The organism is Paraburkholderia sp. UCT70 (genome assembly GCF_050434085.1).
Lineage (GTDB): Bacteria > Pseudomonadota > Gammaproteobacteria > Burkholderiales > Burkholderiaceae > Paraburkholderia > Paraburkholderia tuberum.
In genome coordinates, this window is record NZ_JBNPVZ010000004.1 from 2,848,135 (window position 1) to 2,863,365 (window position 15,231).

Annotated in this window: 16 protein-coding genes and 1 tRNA gene; 5 read left to right on the forward strand and 12 right to left on the reverse strand. The window is 62.9% G+C overall.

Annotation, left to right across the window (positions count from 1 at the left end):
* Positions 1–77 precede the first annotated feature (77 nt).
* Positions 78–1,361, reverse strand: a complete 1,284-nt coding sequence (locus tag OKW41_RS38830; RefSeq protein ID WP_429575793.1) for an MFS transporter — start codon at positions 1,359–1,361, stop codon at positions 78–80.
* 153 nt (positions 1,362–1,514) lie between these two features.
* Between OKW41_RS38830 and OKW41_RS38835 the strand changes: the two genes are divergently transcribed.
* Both OKW41_RS38835 and OKW41_RS38840 read left to right on the forward strand, forming a co-directional pair.
* Positions 1,515–2,162: a TetR/AcrR family transcriptional regulator gene (locus OKW41_RS38835; protein WP_429575794.1), complete on the forward strand. Its 648-nt coding sequence runs from the start codon at positions 1,515–1,517 to the stop codon at positions 2,160–2,162.
* Between the two features lie 58 nt (positions 2,163–2,220).
* Positions 2,221–2,775, forward strand: coding sequence for a DUF1415 domain-containing protein (locus OKW41_RS38840; RefSeq protein ID WP_429575795.1), 555 nt, complete (start codon positions 2,221–2,223; stop codon positions 2,773–2,775).
* Between the two features lie 20 nt (positions 2,776–2,795).
* Here the strand turns inward: OKW41_RS38840 and OKW41_RS38845 are convergent, their stop codons facing one another.
* Positions 2,796–3,638: a class I SAM-dependent methyltransferase gene (locus OKW41_RS38845; protein WP_429575796.1), complete on the reverse strand. Its 843-nt coding sequence runs from the start codon at positions 3,636–3,638 to the stop codon at positions 2,796–2,798.
* Positions 3,639–4,025: 387 nt separating this feature from the next.
* On the opposite strand from OKW41_RS38845, the gene OKW41_RS38850 reads away from it, so the two are divergent.
* Positions 4,026–4,346: a DNA-binding protein gene (locus OKW41_RS38850; RefSeq protein ID WP_090802066.1), complete on the forward strand. Its 321-nt coding sequence runs from the start codon at positions 4,026–4,028 to the stop codon at positions 4,344–4,346.
* A gap of 135 nt (positions 4,347–4,481) precedes the next feature.
* Here OKW41_RS38850 and OKW41_RS38855 read toward each other — a convergent pair whose 3' ends face one another.
* A complete protein-coding gene (locus OKW41_RS38855; protein WP_429451904.1) occupies positions 4,482–4,691 on the reverse strand; it encodes a DUF1059 domain-containing protein in 210 nt (69 codons plus the stop codon).
* A gap of 442 nt (positions 4,692–5,133) precedes the next feature.
* Here OKW41_RS38855 and OKW41_RS38860 point away from each other — a divergent pair, with 442 nt between their 5' ends.
* The gene (locus OKW41_RS38860) at positions 5,134–6,405 is read left to right on the forward strand and encodes a TIGR03862 family flavoprotein (protein ID WP_429575797.1); all 1,272 of its coding nucleotides are present in this window, start codon (positions 5,134–5,136) and stop codon (positions 6,403–6,405) included.
* A gap of 15 nt (positions 6,406–6,420) precedes the next feature.
* Here OKW41_RS38860 and OKW41_RS38865 read toward each other — a convergent pair whose 3' ends face one another.
* The 8 genes from OKW41_RS38865 to OKW41_RS38900 all read right to left on the reverse strand — a co-directional run bounded on the left by OKW41_RS38865 (position 6,421) and on the right by OKW41_RS38900 (position 13,095).
* Positions 6,421–7,545: a methyltransferase gene (locus OKW41_RS38865; RefSeq protein WP_429451908.1), complete on the reverse strand. Its 1,125-nt coding sequence runs from the start codon at positions 7,543–7,545 to the stop codon at positions 6,421–6,423.
* Between the two features lie 433 nt (positions 7,546–7,978).
* Positions 7,979–8,054, reverse strand: a tRNA-Thr gene (locus tag OKW41_RS38870).
* Between the two features lie 19 nt (positions 8,055–8,073).
* On the reverse strand, positions 8,074–8,577 hold the full coding sequence (locus OKW41_RS38875; RefSeq protein WP_429575798.1) for a ClpXP protease specificity-enhancing factor: 504 nt from the start codon (positions 8,575–8,577) through the stop codon (positions 8,074–8,076).
* A gap of 66 nt (positions 8,578–8,643) precedes the next feature.
* Positions 8,644–9,255 (reverse strand): glutathione S-transferase N-terminal domain-containing protein, encoded by a 612-nt coding sequence (locus tag OKW41_RS38880; RefSeq protein WP_006052302.1) that lies wholly within the window; start codon positions 9,253–9,255, stop codon positions 8,644–8,646.
* A 95-nt stretch (positions 9,256–9,350) separates the two neighbouring features.
* A complete protein-coding gene (locus OKW41_RS38885) occupies positions 9,351–10,106 on the reverse strand; it encodes a cytochrome c1 (protein WP_429575799.1) in 756 nt (251 codons plus the stop codon).
* 23 nt (positions 10,107–10,129) lie between these two features.
* Positions 10,130–11,509 carry a cytochrome b gene (locus OKW41_RS38890; protein WP_429451914.1) on the reverse strand — a complete coding sequence of 460 codons (1,380 nt, stop codon included), beginning with the start codon at positions 11,507–11,509 and terminating at the stop codon, positions 10,130–10,132.
* On the reverse strand, positions 11,509–12,129 hold the full coding sequence (gene petA / locus OKW41_RS38895; RefSeq protein WP_429576542.1) for a ubiquinol-cytochrome c reductase iron-sulfur subunit: 621 nt from the start codon (positions 12,127–12,129) through the stop codon (positions 11,509–11,511). Before petA ends, OKW41_RS38890 begins: the two co-directional genes overlap by 1 nt.
* A 219-nt stretch (positions 12,130–12,348) precedes the next feature.
* Positions 12,349–13,095, reverse strand: a complete 747-nt coding sequence (locus tag OKW41_RS38900) for a Nif3-like dinuclear metal center hexameric protein (protein ID WP_429575800.1) — start codon at positions 13,093–13,095, stop codon at positions 12,349–12,351.
* Positions 13,096–13,114: 19 nt separating this feature from the next.
* On the opposite strand from OKW41_RS38900, the gene OKW41_RS38905 reads away from it, so the two are divergent.
* Positions 13,115–14,335 (forward strand): Do family serine endopeptidase, encoded by a 1,221-nt coding sequence (locus OKW41_RS38905; protein ID WP_429451916.1) that lies wholly within the window; start codon positions 13,115–13,117, stop codon positions 14,333–14,335.
* Positions 14,336–14,425: 90 nt separating this feature from the next.
* Here the strand turns inward: OKW41_RS38905 and tatC are convergent, their stop codons facing one another.
* The gene (gene tatC, locus OKW41_RS38910) at positions 14,426–15,211 is read right to left on the reverse strand and encodes a twin-arginine translocase subunit TatC (protein ID WP_018420078.1); all 786 of its coding nucleotides are present in this window, start codon (positions 15,209–15,211) and stop codon (positions 14,426–14,428) included.
* Positions 15,212–15,231: the final 20 nt, after the last annotated feature.

Sequence of the window (15,231 nt, forward strand, 5' to 3'; positions counted from 1 at the left end):
AAACGCGCACGGCCCCGTTATGGGGGCCGTGCGTCGTTGCTTCGCTGACGGTGAATCCGCGCGGCTCGCGAGGCCCCTCAGATTGCCTGCGGCGTCGGCACCTTGGCCGGGCGGTTGATGCGCAGCACGATCACCGCGGCGATCAGACACAAGCCGCCGGAAATCATCGATGCGACCGTGTAGGTGCCAAGACTCGCGCGCAGCATGCCCGCGCCGAGCGCCGCGAACGCCGCGCCGAGCTGGTGGCCCGCGACCACCCAGCCGAACACGATCGGCGCCGATTCCTTGCCGTAGACGTCGGTCGCAAGACGCACGGTCGGCGGCACGGTGGCGATCCAGTCGAGACCGTAGAACACCGCGAACAGCGGCAGTCCGAAAAAGTCGATGCCGAACGCGTGCGGCAGATACATCAGCGACAGCCCCCGCAGCCCGTAATACCAAAACAGCAGCACGCGGCTATTGAAGCGGTCCGACAGCCAGCCCGACATCGTCGTGCCGAACAGGTCGAACACGCCCATCGCCGCGAGCAACGACGCGCCCTGCACTTCGGTCATCCCGTAGTCGCCGCACATCGCGATCAGATGGGTGCCGACATAGCCATTGGTGCTCGCGCCGCAAATGAAGAAGCTGAAGAACAGCAGCCAGAAGTCGCGCGTTTTGCTCGCCGACGCGAGCGTGCCGAATGCGATCGCGAGCGGATTCTGCCTGGTGACGGTCGTCGTGATGGGCGCGTCATGCGGTTCGCCGTACGGGCGCAGCTGCATGCTGGCCGGATGCTCGGGCAGCAGGAACGCGACGAGCGGAAGCACGACGCCCGCCGCGAGCGCGACGACCCACACGACCTGACGCCAGCCGTAATGCTCGGCGATGGCCGCGAGCAGCGGCAGAAACACCAGCTGGCCGGTCGCCGAGCTGGCGGTCAGGATACCCATCACGAGGCCGCGGCGCGTCGTGAACCAGCGCGTCACGACCGTCGCCGACAGCGACAGCGCCGCTACCCCGGTCGAGCCGCCGACCATCACGCCCCAGATCAGCACCATTTGCCACGGCTGCGTCATCAGCGACGACAGCGCGACACCTGCGGCCATCGTGCCGAGCGCGCTCAGCAGCGTGGGGCGCACACCGAAGCGCTGCATCGCGGCGGCCGCGAACGGCCCCATCAACCCGTACAGCGCGATGTTCACCGAGATCGCGAGCGAAATCGTCGCGCGGCTCCAGCCGAATTGGTGCTCGAGCGGCACCATCATCACGCTCGGTGTTGCTCGCGTACCCGCCGCCGCGAGCAACACCAGGAACACCACGGCGACGGTCAACCAGCCGTAGTGGAAACGCCCGCCTATCAGTCGCGCAGCCCAGTTCATCGACTCTCCCATCGACGCGGCCCGGGTGGCGGCGTCGTTCGTATTATTACGGCCTCGGTGAATGACTTGTGACAGATCGGTCACAATAGTCTTGCGATCTTAGTTACTGGTCGGTAACATGTCAAGGCGTCAATCTCATTCGGGTGACTTGCGATGTCCGACAGCGAAACCCCCAAGCCCGCCCCTACTCGTGCACGGCGCGCGCGCGGCGCACAGACCGCCGGGCCGCAGGCGCAGCTGCATCTGCTGCGCGCGGCCAGCGAGTTGTTCTATCGCGAGGGCGTGCGCACGGTCGGCGTCGATGCGGTGGTCGAGCGCGCGGGCGTGAACAAGATGAGTCTGTACCGGCAGTTTTCGTCGAAGGACGAACTCGTGATGGCGTATCTGGAGCAGAAGGACGAGCAGTTCTTCCGCTACGTCGAGAAGAGCTTCGCGAAGCATCCGGGCGAGCCGGCGAAGCAGCTTCAGCAGTACTTCGACGACCTCGCGGTGCGCGCCTCGGTCGACGATTACCGCGGCTGCCCGTTCGTGAACGTGTCGGTGGAGTTTTCGCATACCGCGCATCCGGCGCGGCAGTTCGTGTTCCGCAACAAGCAGCGCTTGATGGCGCGCCTCGTCGAACTGTCGACAGCGGCCGGCGCCGGCGATCCGCAAGCGCTGGCCGATGGGCTCGGTCTGCTGATCGAGGGCGTGTACGCGGCGAGCCAGACTTACGGGCCGGGCTGCGGGCCGATCCTCGCCGCGCCGAAAGTCGCCGCGCAGTTGATAGCGGCCGCTTGCGCGGAGAAGCCGGTTCGCTGAGCCAGTCCGTCAGCTGGGTCCTTTAGAATTGCGCGTTTTCCCGTCACATCCGTCCGCCATGCCGTTGCCCGCCGAATCCCACGATGCCGTTATCGCCGCTACCCGTCATTGGCTGACGGAGGCCGTGATCGGCCTGAACCTGTGTCCGTTCGCGAAGGCCGTGCATGTGAAGGGGCAGATTCGCTATGCGGTCAGCGAAGCGGACACGCTCGAAGCGGTGCTGACCGACCTGGAAGCCGAGCTGCAGACCCTCGTCGCCGCCGACCCCGCCGCCATCGACACGACGTTGCTGATCCTGCCGCGCGCGTTCGAGGACTTTCTCGGCTTCAACGACTGCCTGTTCTTCGCCGACCGGCTCGTCCAGCAGCTACGGCTCGAAGGCACTATCCAGATCGCGAGCTTTCATCCGCATTACCAGTTCGAAGGCAGCGAGCCCGACCATATCGAAAACTACACGAACCGGGCACCCTATCCGATCCTGCATCTGCTGCGCGGGGACAGCATCGAGCGGGCGGTGCAGGCCTTTCCCAACGCGGAAGAGATCTACGAGCGCAATCAGGAAACGCTGCGTCGCATTGGCCTCGCGGGCTGGGATGCGTTGATGAAGCGCTAAATGAAGCGCCAGGCCGCGCCTCAGGCCGGCACGAAAAATCGCTCCTTCAGCGCATCGAGCCCGAGCGCGTCCAGCACTTCGCCGAGCCGCTCAGCGGGCCGGCGCCGCGGCAGGTCCTTGTACTGCGCGATGATCAACTCGTTTTTCATCGAGTGTTCCCAGCCGACCAGCTCGGTCACGCTGACCTGATAGCCATGCGCTTCGAGCTGCAGGCAGCGCAGCACGTTCGTGATCTGGCTGCCGAATTCGCGCGTGTGCAGCGGATGCCGCCAGATTTCCGTCAGCGCGTTCTTCAGAGCCTTGCCCTTGTTTTGCCGCAGCACGCCGGCCACCTCGGCCTGGCAGCACGGCACGACGACGATGTACTTCGCGTGCTTTTCGAGTGCGAAACGGATCGCGTCGTCGGTGGCGGTATTGCACGCGTGCAGCGCGGTCACGATGTCGATTTCGGCGGGCAACCGCGTCGACGTGATCGACTCCGCCACCGACAGATTCAGAAACGACATCCCCTTGAAGCCGAGCCGCGCCGCCAGCTCTTCGGACTTCGTCACCAGCTCTTCGCGCGTTTCAATGCCGTAAATGTGCGAAGCCCCACCGGCGACGTCCTGAAACTCCTTGAAAAACAGGTCGTACAGGATAAAACCGAGGTATGACTTGCCCGCGCCGTGATCGACGAGCGTCAGCGCCCCCTGCTGGTCCTTCAGGTCCTTGAGTAGCGGCTCGACGAACTGGAACAGATGGTAGACCTGCTTCAGCTTGCGACGGCTGTCCTGATTCATCTTGCCGTCGCGCGTGAGGATGTGGAGCTCTTTGAGCAGTTCGACGGACTGGTTGGGACGGATTTCGTGGGTTTTGCCGGACATGTATGGGCCGCCATCAATTGCAGTGCGAACGTGCGACAGATGACGGAAAAAGAGAAAGGTTGCTGCCAGTTTACCCAAAGTGCGGCAATCCCAGCGAGTACGCCGCCCGGGTCACGCGAGACAGGTGGTCGGCCGGGAACATTTCCTGCTCGCAAGGCGCTGCGCGGAAGTGTCTCGAGAATGGCTGAAAACAGCTTGAGCGCCGGCTGAGCCTGCGGGTGCAAGCCGCGTCGCCGAAAACAGGAGGCTGTCCGGCCGTGCAACCGGACACGCGAACCGGATGCATGTGGGGAGAGCGGGCCCGCAACAAGGGCCGAACGTTACGTAACCAGCAGCGGCCGGCTTTGCAACGGGTCGCGCGCTCGGATGATCACAGAAGAGGCGGCAATGGATACGGTACCCAACGGAAATGTCGAACAGAAGTTTCAGGAAATGATGGCGAAGCTCACCGCCGCGCCGGCATGGTCGGAGAAACAGCAACTCGAACTGGAGATGGCTCGCGACATCTCCACGGAAATGCTGCGGCTCGCCGAGGTCATGCGTGACGGCAACGTCGACCTCGAGACCTGCCTGACGATGCTCAAGTACGCCAAGGTGCTCGACTTCGTGATGACGACGCTCGCGTCGCGACGCGACATCAAGCCGCAGACGTTGCGGGTGATCTTCAAGCTCGCCGGGCTGAAGGTCGATGAGGCGTATCCGGGTTAGCGCGTCGGCATCCTGGTTAGATTGGCTTGGTATCGCGTTTCTCGTGTCACCACAAGACTGCTGCAACACGCCCGCACGCGGGCGGCTGGATGCCGCTCGCGACGCGGGCTTCCACACTCCCCTTCCACGGGTGTCTCAAGCGTGCGGCGCCTCGACGGGCGGCGTTCCCTCATGAAAAAGCGTCTTCAACTGCTCGCGCAGCTCTGGCGAATCCGCGTGCTTGTGAACGTTGACGGCATGCTGGACCGCGGCTTCGAGCAGTTCGCCGTCGCTGTCGGCGGATAGCGCGACAGTGCAGTTCGTTTCGCTCGGAAACTCGCGACAGTCGATATATTTGCGGGTCATGGCAATCTCCTTGAACCAGACGATCGACACTTCCACCGATTCGACAGGCGATTCGCGTCGGCTGCCGGCGCGCGGCAGTGAAGTGCGCCGCAGCGGCTGCGTCGCAAGCGACGTGATTGGGGATTGACGCGAGGAACGACGCGAACGGCGTCCGATGGAAGATGTTTGAAAAGTATAGGTCGCGTGCGGCACGAGCCAAGCGGTGAACGCGATGCGCAACGGCCGGGAGAAAGACTGAATCCAGTATTTTCCGGTCTGGGGCGATCGAGCCCGGTCGCCTCGCCGAATAGCCGTCTATTTGCCAGTACCGAGCACAGTTCGACAGAGTTTGTCGGCGTTTGCCGCGCGCCGCGCGCGGTGTGACAATAGCGCCCTTCGCGCCGCATATCCGTTCGGTCACCGCGGCGCACCGCCTTTTCTCCCCGTTGATCCGCTGAACCGCATGCCATTCTCGCTCGATTCCGCCCGCGTCGCCGTGATCGGCGGCGGCCCCGCCGGCCTGATGGCCGCCGAGACGCTTGCCGGGCGCGGCGTGCAAGTCCACGTATATGACGCGATGCCGTCGGTCGGCCGCAAATTCCTGATGGCGGGCAAAGGCGGCATGAACATCACGCATTCGGAAGCCCTCGCGCCGTTTCTCGACCGCTACGGCTCGCGCCGCGAGCGCATCGCGCCGTTACTCGACGCGTTCGATCCCGACGCGCTGCGCGCATGGTTGCGCGAGTTGGGCGTCGAGACGTTCGTCGGCAGTTCGGGGCGCGTATTTCCGTCCGACATGAAGGCCGCGCCGATGCTGCGCGCGTGGCTGCATCGGCTGCGCGAAGCGGGGGTGCAGTTTCATATGCGTCACAAGTGGAGCGGTTGGGCGTCAACATCCGAAGACGGTGCCGCCCACGCGTTGCGCTTCGACACGCCCAACGGTGAGCAGACGATCAGCTGCGACGCGGTCGTGTTCGCGCTCGGCGGCGCCAGTTGGCCGCGTCTCGGCTCTGACGCTGCGTGGGTGCCGCTGATGACGTCGCGCGACGTGCCGGTGACGCCGCTGCGTCCCGCGAACTGCGGCTTCGACGCGGACTGGAGTCCGTATCTGCGCGAGCGTTTCGCGGGTCAGCCGATCAAGACGGTCGCGATTTCCCTCACGGGCGTAGACGGAAAAGTCCACAATCGACAAGGTGAAATACTTTTGACCGAAACGGGCCTCGAAGGGAGCCTGATTTACGCGTTGTCGGCGCCGATCCGCGAGCGGATTCTCGCCGGCGGCGAGGTCACGATCGCGCTGGATCTCGCGCCAGGCTTGCCGTTCGAGCGAGTCGTGGAGGAAGTGACGCGGCCGCGCGGCTCACGCTCGATCGCGAGTCATCTGCACGGGCGAATCGGAATTGGCGGGGTCAAGCTGGCGTTGTTGCACGAGATTCTGTCGAAAGAAGCCTTCGCCGATGCGCGCGGCCTCGCCCACGCGATCAAGGCGCTGCCGATGCGACTGCTGCGCGCGCGACCGATCGAGGAAGCGATCAGTACGGCGGGCGGAATCCCGTTCGAGGCGTTGGACGCGCATCTGATGATCGACCGGATGCCCGGCGCATTCTGCGCGGGCGAAATGCTCGATTGGGAGGCGCCGACCGGTGGTTATCTGTTGACCGCCTGCTTTGCCAGCGGGCTGGTCGCTGGCCGGGGCGCATGCGCGTATCTGGAAGCGCACGGCATGCCGGCGTGACGCGCGCAGTCGCCGTCACCGCGCCTTGAGCCGCCACAACGACGTGACCTCGGCCGTTCGCGCAACATACAACGGATCGTTCTGATCGCTGGCCTTCGGATGCCGTGGACGAATGTCCTCGCGTCCCACGACACTGAGCCCCGCGTGCTCGATCGCCGCGAGCAGCCACTCGCGCGTACGCAGCCCAAGGTGCTCGGCGAAATCCGAAATGATCAGCCAGCCCTCGCCGCCCGGCGTCAGATGATCAGCGAGGCCGTTCAGGAAGCCGACCAGCATGCGGCTGTCCGGATCGTAGACCGCATATTCGAGCGGCGACGCGGGCCGCGCCGGCACCCACGGCGGATTGCAGACGATGAGCGGTGCGCGACCGTCGGGAAACAGATCGGCCTGCACGATCTCGACCTGCTCGGCGAAACCAAGTCGCGCGAGATTTTCACGAGCACACGCAAGCGCGCGCGCATCCTGGTCCGTCGCGACGATCTTGCGCACGCCGCGTTTGGCCAGCAGCGCGGCCAGCACGCCGGTGCCGGTGCCGATATCGAACGCGAGGTCCAGCGACGGCAGCGGCGTGCGCGCGACCAGATCGACGTACTCGCCGCGCACCGGTGAGAACACACCGTAGTGCGGATGGATGCGCTCGCCTAGCGCCGTAATCACGACGCCCTTTTTGCGCCATTCGTGCGCGCCGATCAAACCAAGCAACTCGCGCAACGATACGACCGACGCGTCACCGGTCGCCGGTCCATAAGCTTCGATGCAGGCCTGCCGCACGTCGGGCGCGCGACGCAGCGGAATGGCGTAGTCGGCATCGAGCGGAATCAGGATCATGCCGAGCGTGCGCGCGCGCTGCGACTGCGCCTGCCGATGCTGGTTGAACGCGTCGAGCGGTGTCGCTCCCTGCTTGCGCGGCTTGCGTTCGAGCCGGCGCGTGACGGCCTGCAGCAGTTGGCGCGCGTTCTGGAAGTCGCCGCGCCACAGCAGCGCGGTGCCTTCGCAGGCGAGGCGGTAGGCCGAATCGGCGGTGGTGCGGTCGTCGGCGACGACGACGCGCTTCGGCGGCGGCACGGCCGCTTCGGAACGCCAGCGTGCGGTGCGCGGGCCGTCGGCTTCTGGCCAGGTGAGAGTTGCGGGGCTGGTCATGGTGCAATGGAGTCGATGTGACGTCGCCGGCGACGTGGACCGCGGCAGCGGACCGGAATGTCCGGCGGCTGCCCGTCATCCCGGGCGACGCCCGAATAGTACCGTACCGCCGCCGTGCGGATTCGCGGCGCGGCATGAATTGCGGTGACGGTGATCAGGTGAGTCTAGACGCACCGAAAGTAGACAATAATGTCTACAATCGACAAGGTGAAAGAGATATCATGATTTTTGAGCCATCGCGCGGCTCACCTCACGCTGCCCTCGCACGTTTTGACGTGCGTGAAACCCTCGTCGCAAACAAGCCTGGCCAAGGCTTCGGTGATCGGCATCAGCAACGATCCGGGCAATTTCCACCGAAAAAAGAAAAACCCCGCCAAAGCGTGTGCTTCGACGGGGTTTTCTAGCATTTCCAGTTACTGCTGATAAAGCAATCTGGTGCCGGCTGCAGGACTCGAACCCGCCACCTCATGATTACAAGTCAAGCGCTCTACCTGATGAGCTAAGCCGGCATGAGGCCGTGATTCTACTTCATTTCACGATCTTAAGGCGAGCCCTTCCGCCGCCTTTCGAGCCATTGTCGTCGGGCTGCGGTTTGTCGTCGGCGTCGGCGTCGGTGGCCGCGGCAGGGTCGGCGGGGGCGGTTTCGACGGCGCGCGGAGCCGCCGGCGTGTCAGCTTCGTCCGCGGCATCCGCGCCCGAATCCTGAGCCTCGCCGCCCGCCGATTCGACCGGGAACGCCATACCTTGGCCGTTCTCGCGCGCGTAGATCGCAAGAATATTGGCGACCGGCACTTCGATCTTGTGGGACTTGCCGGAGAAGCGCGCGTTGAACTCGATCCACTCGTTGCCCATCTGCAGCTGGCTGGTCGCCTCGAAGCTGATGTTCAACACGATCTCGTTGTCGCGCACGAACTGACGCGGCACGCGCGTCTGATTGTCGACGCGGACCGCGATATGCGGTGTGTAGCCGTTATCCGTGCACCACTCGTAGAGCGCGCGCAACAGATAAGGCTTCGTGGAAATCTCTTGCATCAACAGTCCTCTTGCGGGCGCGGGCGCGCATCGAAGCGATGCGGCGTCCGCGCTCCAAAGCTAAACTCAACGACGCATCACCTTTTCCGACGGCGTCAGCGCTTCGATATAAGCCGGGCGGCTGAAAATGCGCTCGGCGTACTTCATCAGCGGCGCGGCGTTCTTCGACAGCTCGATACCGTAGTGGTCAAGGCGCCAAAGCAGCGGTGCGATCGCGACGTCGAGCATCGAGAACTCTTCGCCGAGCATGTACTTGTTCTTCAGGAAGATCGGCGCGAGTTGCGTCAGGCGATCGCGGATCGCGAGGCGCGCCTTCTCGTGATTCTTCTCCGCTGCCTTGCCCTTCTCGTTTTCGAGCGTGCCGACGTGGACGAACAGCTCTTTCTCGAAGTTGAGCAGGAACAGGCGGGCACGCGCGCGCTGGACCGGATCGGCCGGCATCAGCTGCGGGTGCGGGAAGCGCTCGTCGATGTACTCGTTGATGATGTTCGATTCGTACAGAATCAGGTCCCGTTCGACGAGAATCGGCACCTGACCATACGGATTCATCACGGCGATGTCTTCCGGCTTGTTGAACAGGTCGACGTCGCGGATCTCGAAGTCCATGCCCTTTTCGAACAACACCAGCCGGCAACGCTGGGAGAACGGGCAAGTAGTGCCGGAATACAGAACCATCATGTTTACGTTTCCTCAAAAAGCTGAAGGGCCAGCGCGCGGAAAAACCGTTCAGCAGGTTTTTCCTGGCGCCGGCCCCACGCCATGTAGCGGCGTGATTATTTGATATGTTTCCAGTACGCGGCGTTCAGTCGCCAGGCGAAAAAGCTCAGGATACCGAGGAACAACAGCACCCACACGCCAAGTTGCTTGCGGGTTTGCTGCGTTGGTTCGGACATCCATGACAGGTACGACACGAGGTCGGCCACAGCAGAATCATAATCTACCGGCGACATCGTCCCCGGAGTCAGTTGCTGGAAGCCGAGGAATTTGTGGACCTTTTCGCCGGTTTTTTCGTCGGTTTCGTCGCCGAATTTCGCCGCACGCTGCCCCTGAAGCTGCCACAGCACGTGAGGCATGCTCACGTTTTGGTACACCAGATTGTTCCAGCCGGTCGGCCGCGTATCGTCGCGATAAAAACTCCGCAGATACGTGTAAAGCCAGTCCGTGCCGCGCGCCCGCGCCTCCACCGACAGATCCGGCGGCGTCGCCCCAAACCACCCTTTCGCGTCCTCCGGGCGCATCGCCACGGTCATCGTGTTGCCGACCTTGTCGGTGGTGAACAGCAGGTTCGCCTGGATTTCGTTCGGCGTGATGCCGAGATCGGTCAGGCGGTTGTAGCGCATCAGGTTCGCGCTGTGGCAATTCAAGCAGTAGTTTACAAACAATTGCGCACCGCGCTGCAATGAAGCGAAATTGTTCGTGTTGTCCGGCGCGCGATCGAGCGGGAAATTCTCGTCCGCGTGAACCGGAGCGGCCAGCAGCGCAAGCATGGTCGCGCCGACCAGCGCGCACATCGAAAGCAGTCTTTTCATCTTCATGTTCTCCTGGCTCGCGATTAGTGAGGCTTGAACCGCACCCGCTCGGGCGGCTGCTTGAACTTGCCAAGCCGGGTCCAGAAGGGCATGCCGAGGAAAAACGCAAAGTAGATCAGCGCGCAGATCTGGGCGATCAGCGTCGCGGCCGGCGATGGCGGTCGCGTCCCGAGGAAGCCGAGCGTCAGGAACGCAATCACGAAGATCCCGAAGAAAACCTTGTGGAAGAACGGCCGGTAGCGAATAGACCTGACCGGCGACCGGTCGAGCCACGGCAGGAAGAACAGCGAAATCACCGCGCTGCCCATCACCACGACGCCCCAGAACTTCGATTCGGTGAACACCATCGCGACGATCACCAGCACCGCAAGCACCGGCAGGCCGAGCTTCCACTTGCCGCGCGCGCGCACGAGCGCCAGCAACCCGAGTAGCGCGATGACGATCATCAGCACGATCTTGAATGGATCGGTAGTGGCGCGCAGCATCGCATAAAAGGCGGTGAAGTACCACACGGGCGCAATTTCCGGCGGCGTCTGCAGCGGATTCGCGGGGATGAAGTTGTTGGCTTCAAGGAAGTACCCACCCATTTCCGGCGCGAAGAAGATGATCGCCGCGAAGATCAACAGGAAGATCGCCACGCCCATGAAGTCGTGCACCGAGTAGTACGGGTGGAACGGAATGCCGTCGAGCGGCACGCCATCCGGGCCCTTCTTGGCCTTGATCTCAATGCCGTCCGGATTGTTCGAGCCGACTTCGTGCAGCGCGACGATGTGCGCGATCACGAGGCCGACCAGCACCAGCGGAATCGCGATCACGTGGAACGCGAAGAAGCGGTTCAGCGTGACGTCGGACACGACGTAGTCGCCGCGAATCCACAGCGACAGATCGGGCCCGATGAACGGAATCGCCGAGAACAGGTTCACGATCACCTGCGCGCCCCAGAACGACATCTGGCCCCATGGCAGCAGGTAGCCGAAGAACGCCTCGGCCATCAGGCTCAGGAAGATGAGGCAGCCGAAAATCCACACCAGCTCGCGCGGCTTGCGGTACGAGCCGTACATGAGCCCGCGGAACATGTGCAGATACACGACGACGAAAAACATCGACGCACCCGTCGAGTGCATGTAGCGGATCAGCCAGCCCCACGGCACCTCGCGCATGATGTACTCGACCGACGAGAACGCGAGCGTCGCGTCGGGCTTGTAGTTCATCGTCAGGAAAATGCCGGTGACGATCTGATTGACCAGCACCAGCAACGCAAGCGAACCGAAGAAGTACCAGAAGTTGAAGTTCTTCGGCGCGTAGTACTCGGAAGCGTGCTTCTTCCACGTGGCAGTCATCGGGAAGCGCTGGTCGATCCAACCAGCCAGCCCGGTCGTCTCTACTTCGTGTTCGCTCGCCATTACGCTTCTCCTTTTTCGTCCTTCCCGATCACAAGGGCCGTTGCCGACGTGAACATGAAGCGCGGGATGTCGAGGTTCTGCGGAGCGGGTTTGTTCTTGAAGACGCGGCCGGCCATGTCGTAGGTCGAGCCGTGGCACGGGCACAGGAAGCCGCCGGGCCAGTCGTCGGGGAGATTCGGCTGCGGGCCTTCCTGGAAGCGCGGCGTCGGCGTGCAGCCCAGATGCGTGCAAACGGCGACGGCAACCAGCAGATGCTTGTTCTCGGCGCGTGAACGGAATTCGTTGTTGCAGTAGTCCGGCAGCGGCATCGAAAACGGATTCAGCGAGTGGGGGTCCGCTACCTGGCTGTCGGCTTTTTGAACATCGGCGAGCATGCGGTCCGTGCGGTTGATGATCCACACCGGCTTGCCACGCCAGGCGACCGTCATCATGTCGCCGGGCTTCAGACCACTGATATCGACTTCGACCGGGGCACCTGCGGCCATGGCCTTTTCGGATGGTGCAAAGGAACTAACAAAGGGTACGACAACGGCAACACCTCCTATGCCGCCTGCTACGGTCGTCGCTACCAGCCAGTTACGGCGGCTGCCATCGACGCGTTCCTCTTCTTTGTCTCGCATCACACGCCCCACTTCTGAGTTGGATTTTTCCTTCACGTCGCTTCTACCGCCGCTAGTTTGCTCGAATGGAGTCGCCATTTACAAGGGCCGATTGCCAAAAACCGTGCGAAGCCCTTGATAACTCAGGGTTTGTCCGTACCGATCGCAAACTTTTTCGTGCCCCTTTTAAGTGCCTTCTACGGTATTCCTACCATTTTCTTCGTTAATGCGATTCGCAATTCAAACGGGATTGGGGATGTCGATAAACAGGTGTTCGATATCGAACGATTCGGACAGATGCTTGCCCACCGCCTGCACGCCGAAGCGCTCGGTCGCGTGGTGGCCAGCTGCCAGAAACGCGACGCCGCTTTCCGCCGCCGTATGCATCACCGACTCCGATACCTCGCCGGTCACGTAGACGTCGACACCCGCGTTGATCGCCGCGTCGAACATGCCTTGCGCGGCGCCCGTGCACCAGCCGACGCGGCGCAGCTCCATATCCGGATCGCCGAACACGAGCGGCGTGCGGCCCAGTGTCTGCTCGATTTCCGCGGTGAGGTGCGACAGCGTGATCGGCATCGGCAGCGTGGCGAGCCAGCCGAGATCGTTGTCGCCGAAACGCGCGTCGCTGATCCAGCCCATCTTCTCGCCGATCTGCGCGTTGTTGCCGAACTCGGAATGATCGTCGAGCGGCAGATGGTAGGCGAACAGGTTCAGGTCGTTGGCGAGCAGCAGCTTCAAACGAGCATGTTTGCGGCCGGTGATCTGCGGTGCCTCGTTGCGCCAGAAGTAGCCGTGATGGACCAGCACGGCGTCGGCGCCCCAGTCGAGCGCGGCCTCCAGGAAGGCCACCGACGCGGTCACGCCGGTCGCGAGTTTGTTGATCCGGCGGCGTCCTTCGACCTGCAATCCGTTCGGGCAATAGTCCTTGAAGCGCGCGGTTTCAAGGAGATTGTTCAAGTACAATTCAAGTTCAATCCGATCCATATAGACCTCTAGTCTTCAGATGCTTAGACGCTTCTGGCTGTTATTTGCCCAAGCGGTGACGGTGCTGTTGGCGCTGATGTTCATCATTGCGACCCTCAAACCGCAGTGGCTGCAGCGTCAAGGACAGTTCGGCAGACAACTCGCCGAACCGATCGTCGCGCTACGGGAAGTGGCGCCGGGCATCGGCACTGGCCATGCCGAAACGTCCTATGCCGAAGCGGCGCAAAAGGCCATGCCCGCGGTCGTCAACGTGTTCTCCAGCAAGGATGGCTCGCTGCCTCCCGACCCGCGCGCCAAAGACCCGCTGTTCCGCTACTTCTTCGGCGACAGGAACAATCGCAAGCAGCAGGAGCAGCCTGCCTCGAATCTCGGCTCAGGCGTGATAGTGAGTTCGGAAGGTTACATTCTAACGAACCAGCACGTCGTCGACGGCGCCGATCAGATCGAAATCGCGCTCGCCGATGGCCGCACCGCCAGCGCGAAGGTCATCGGCATCGACCCCGAAACCGATCTGGCCGTGCTAAAGGTCAATATGACCAATCTGCCCACCATCACGCTCGGCCGGATGGACCAGACCCGCGTCGGCGACGTCGTGCTCGCGATCGGCAATCCGTTCGGCGTCGGGCAGACCGTAACGATGGGCATCGTCAGCGCGCTCGGCCGCAACCATCTCGGCATCAATACGTTCGAAAACTTCATCCAGACCGACGCCCCGATCAACCCCGGCAACTCGGGCGGTGCGCTCGTCGACGTGAACGGCAACCTGCTCGGCATCAACACCGCAATCTACTCGCGCTCGGGCGGCTCGCTCGGCATCGGCTTCGCGATTCCGGTGTCGACCGCGCGCAGCGTGCTCGAGAGCATCATTACGACCGGCACGGTCACGCGCGGCTGGATCGGCGTCGAACCGCAGGACGTAACGCCGGAAATCGCGGAGTCGTTCGGGCTCGATCAGAAGTCGGGCGCGATTGTCGCGGGCGTGCTGAAAAGCGGCCCGGCCGACCGCGCGGGCATCAAGCCCGGCGACATCCTGACGAGCGTAAACGGCCAGGCGATCACCGATACCACGCGTCTGTTGAACGTGATCGCGCAGATCAAGCCCGGTACGGCGGCGAAAGTGCATCTGGTGCGCAAAGGTCATCAGATCGATCTCGACGTGAAGATCGGCAAACGCCCGCCGCCGCCGAAACAGACGGAAGACGACAACGGCGGCGATCAGCCGGATGACGAAGGCGGCTGAAGCTAATGCCGCGATTCCACGCAATGAAAAAGGGCAGTCCGCAATGAACTGCCCTTTTTCATTTGACGCCCGGCACTGACTCGCGACACCTCAACTGGACGGCGGCGGACTCGCATCCTCCACGACCACCGGCTGCTTGCCGACGATCAACCGCGCCGCGACGATGCCAGCTTCGTATAGCAGAATCAGCGGAACCGCGAGGATCAGCTGCGAAAACACGTCCGGCGGCGTTACGACGGCCGACACCACGAACGCGCCGACGATCACATACGGCCGGATCTCCTTCAGCTTCTTCAGCGTCACCACGTTCATCCGCACCAGCAGCACGACGACGATCGGTACCTCGAACGTGACGCCGAACGCGATGAACATCGTCAGCACGAAGCTCAGGTAATTGTTGATATCGGTTGTCATCTCCGCGCCGAGCGGCGCATTGTAGTGCGCCATCACGCGGAAGATGGTCGGAAACACGACGAAGTACGCGAACGCCATGCCGCACAGGAACAGCGTGTAGCTGCTCGCGACGAGCGGCGCGACGAGCTTCTTCTCGTGCTGATAGAGCCCAGGCGCGACGAACGCCCAGATCTGGTACAGCACGACCGGCAGCGCGATCACGAAGGCGACCAGCATCGTCACCTTCATCGGCACGAAGAACGAGCCGGTGACATCGGTGACGATCATCTTGCCGTCCTTCGGCAGATTCATCATCAGCGGACGGGCGAGCAGTTTGAAGATGTCCGGCGCCCAGTACACGAGCCCGATGAACACGACGACGACGGCGAGCCCCGCACGGATGATGCGGTCACGCAGTTCGACGAGGTGGGAAATGAAGGTCTCTTCAGTGCCTTCGTTCTGGGATTGCTGGGGGTCGCTCACACCGGCCCTCGGTTGGGGAT

Bases quoted from the DNA above. Each gene is read 5' to 3' on its own strand.
- OKW41_RS38890 (WP_429451914.1), bottom strand. From the start codon at position 11,509: ATGGCGAGCGAACACGAAGTAGAGACGACCGGGCTGGCTGGTTGGATC.
- OKW41_RS38900 (WP_429575800.1), bottom strand. From the start codon at position 13,095: ATGGATCGGATTGAACTTGAATTGTACTTGAACAATCTCCTTGAAACC.
- OKW41_RS38830 (WP_429575793.1), bottom strand. From the start codon at position 1,361: ATGAACTGGGCTGCGCGACTGATAGGCGGGCGTTTCCACTACGGCTGG.
- OKW41_RS38880 (WP_006052302.1), bottom strand. From the start codon at position 9,255: ATGATGGTTCTGTATTCCGGCACTACTTGCCCGTTCTCCCAGCGTTGC.
- OKW41_RS38885 (WP_429575799.1), bottom strand. From the start codon at position 10,106: ATGAAAAGACTGCTTTCGATGTGCGCGCTGGTCGGCGCGACCATGCTT.
- OKW41_RS38850 (WP_090802066.1), top strand. From the start codon at position 4,026: ATGGATACGGTACCCAACGGAAATGTCGAACAGAAGTTTCAGGAAATG.
- OKW41_RS38860 (WP_429575797.1), top strand. From the start codon at position 5,134: ATGCCATTCTCGCTCGATTCCGCCCGCGTCGCCGTGATCGGCGGCGGC.
- OKW41_RS38865 (WP_429451908.1), bottom strand. From the start codon at position 7,545: ATGACCAGCCCCGCAACTCTCACCTGGCCAGAAGCCGACGGCCCGCGC.
- OKW41_RS38875 (WP_429575798.1), bottom strand. From the start codon at position 8,577: ATGCAAGAGATTTCCACGAAGCCTTATCTGTTGCGCGCGCTCTACGAG.
- OKW41_RS38840 (WP_429575795.1), top strand. From the start codon at position 2,221: ATGCCGTTGCCCGCCGAATCCCACGATGCCGTTATCGCCGCTACCCGT.
- petA (WP_429576542.1), bottom strand. From the start codon at position 12,129: ATGCGAGACAAAGAAGAGGAACGCGTCGATGGCAGCCGCCGTAACTGG.
- OKW41_RS38905 (WP_429451916.1), top strand. From the start codon at position 13,115: ATGCTTAGACGCTTCTGGCTGTTATTTGCCCAAGCGGTGACGGTGCTG.
- OKW41_RS38855 (WP_429451904.1), bottom strand. From the start codon at position 4,691: ATGACCCGCAAATATATCGACTGTCGCGAGTTTCCGAGCGAAACGAAC.
- OKW41_RS38835 (WP_429575794.1), top strand. From the start codon at position 1,515: ATGTCCGACAGCGAAACCCCCAAGCCCGCCCCTACTCGTGCACGGCGC.
- OKW41_RS38845 (WP_429575796.1), bottom strand. From the start codon at position 3,638: ATGTCCGGCAAAACCCACGAAATCCGTCCCAACCAGTCCGTCGAACTG.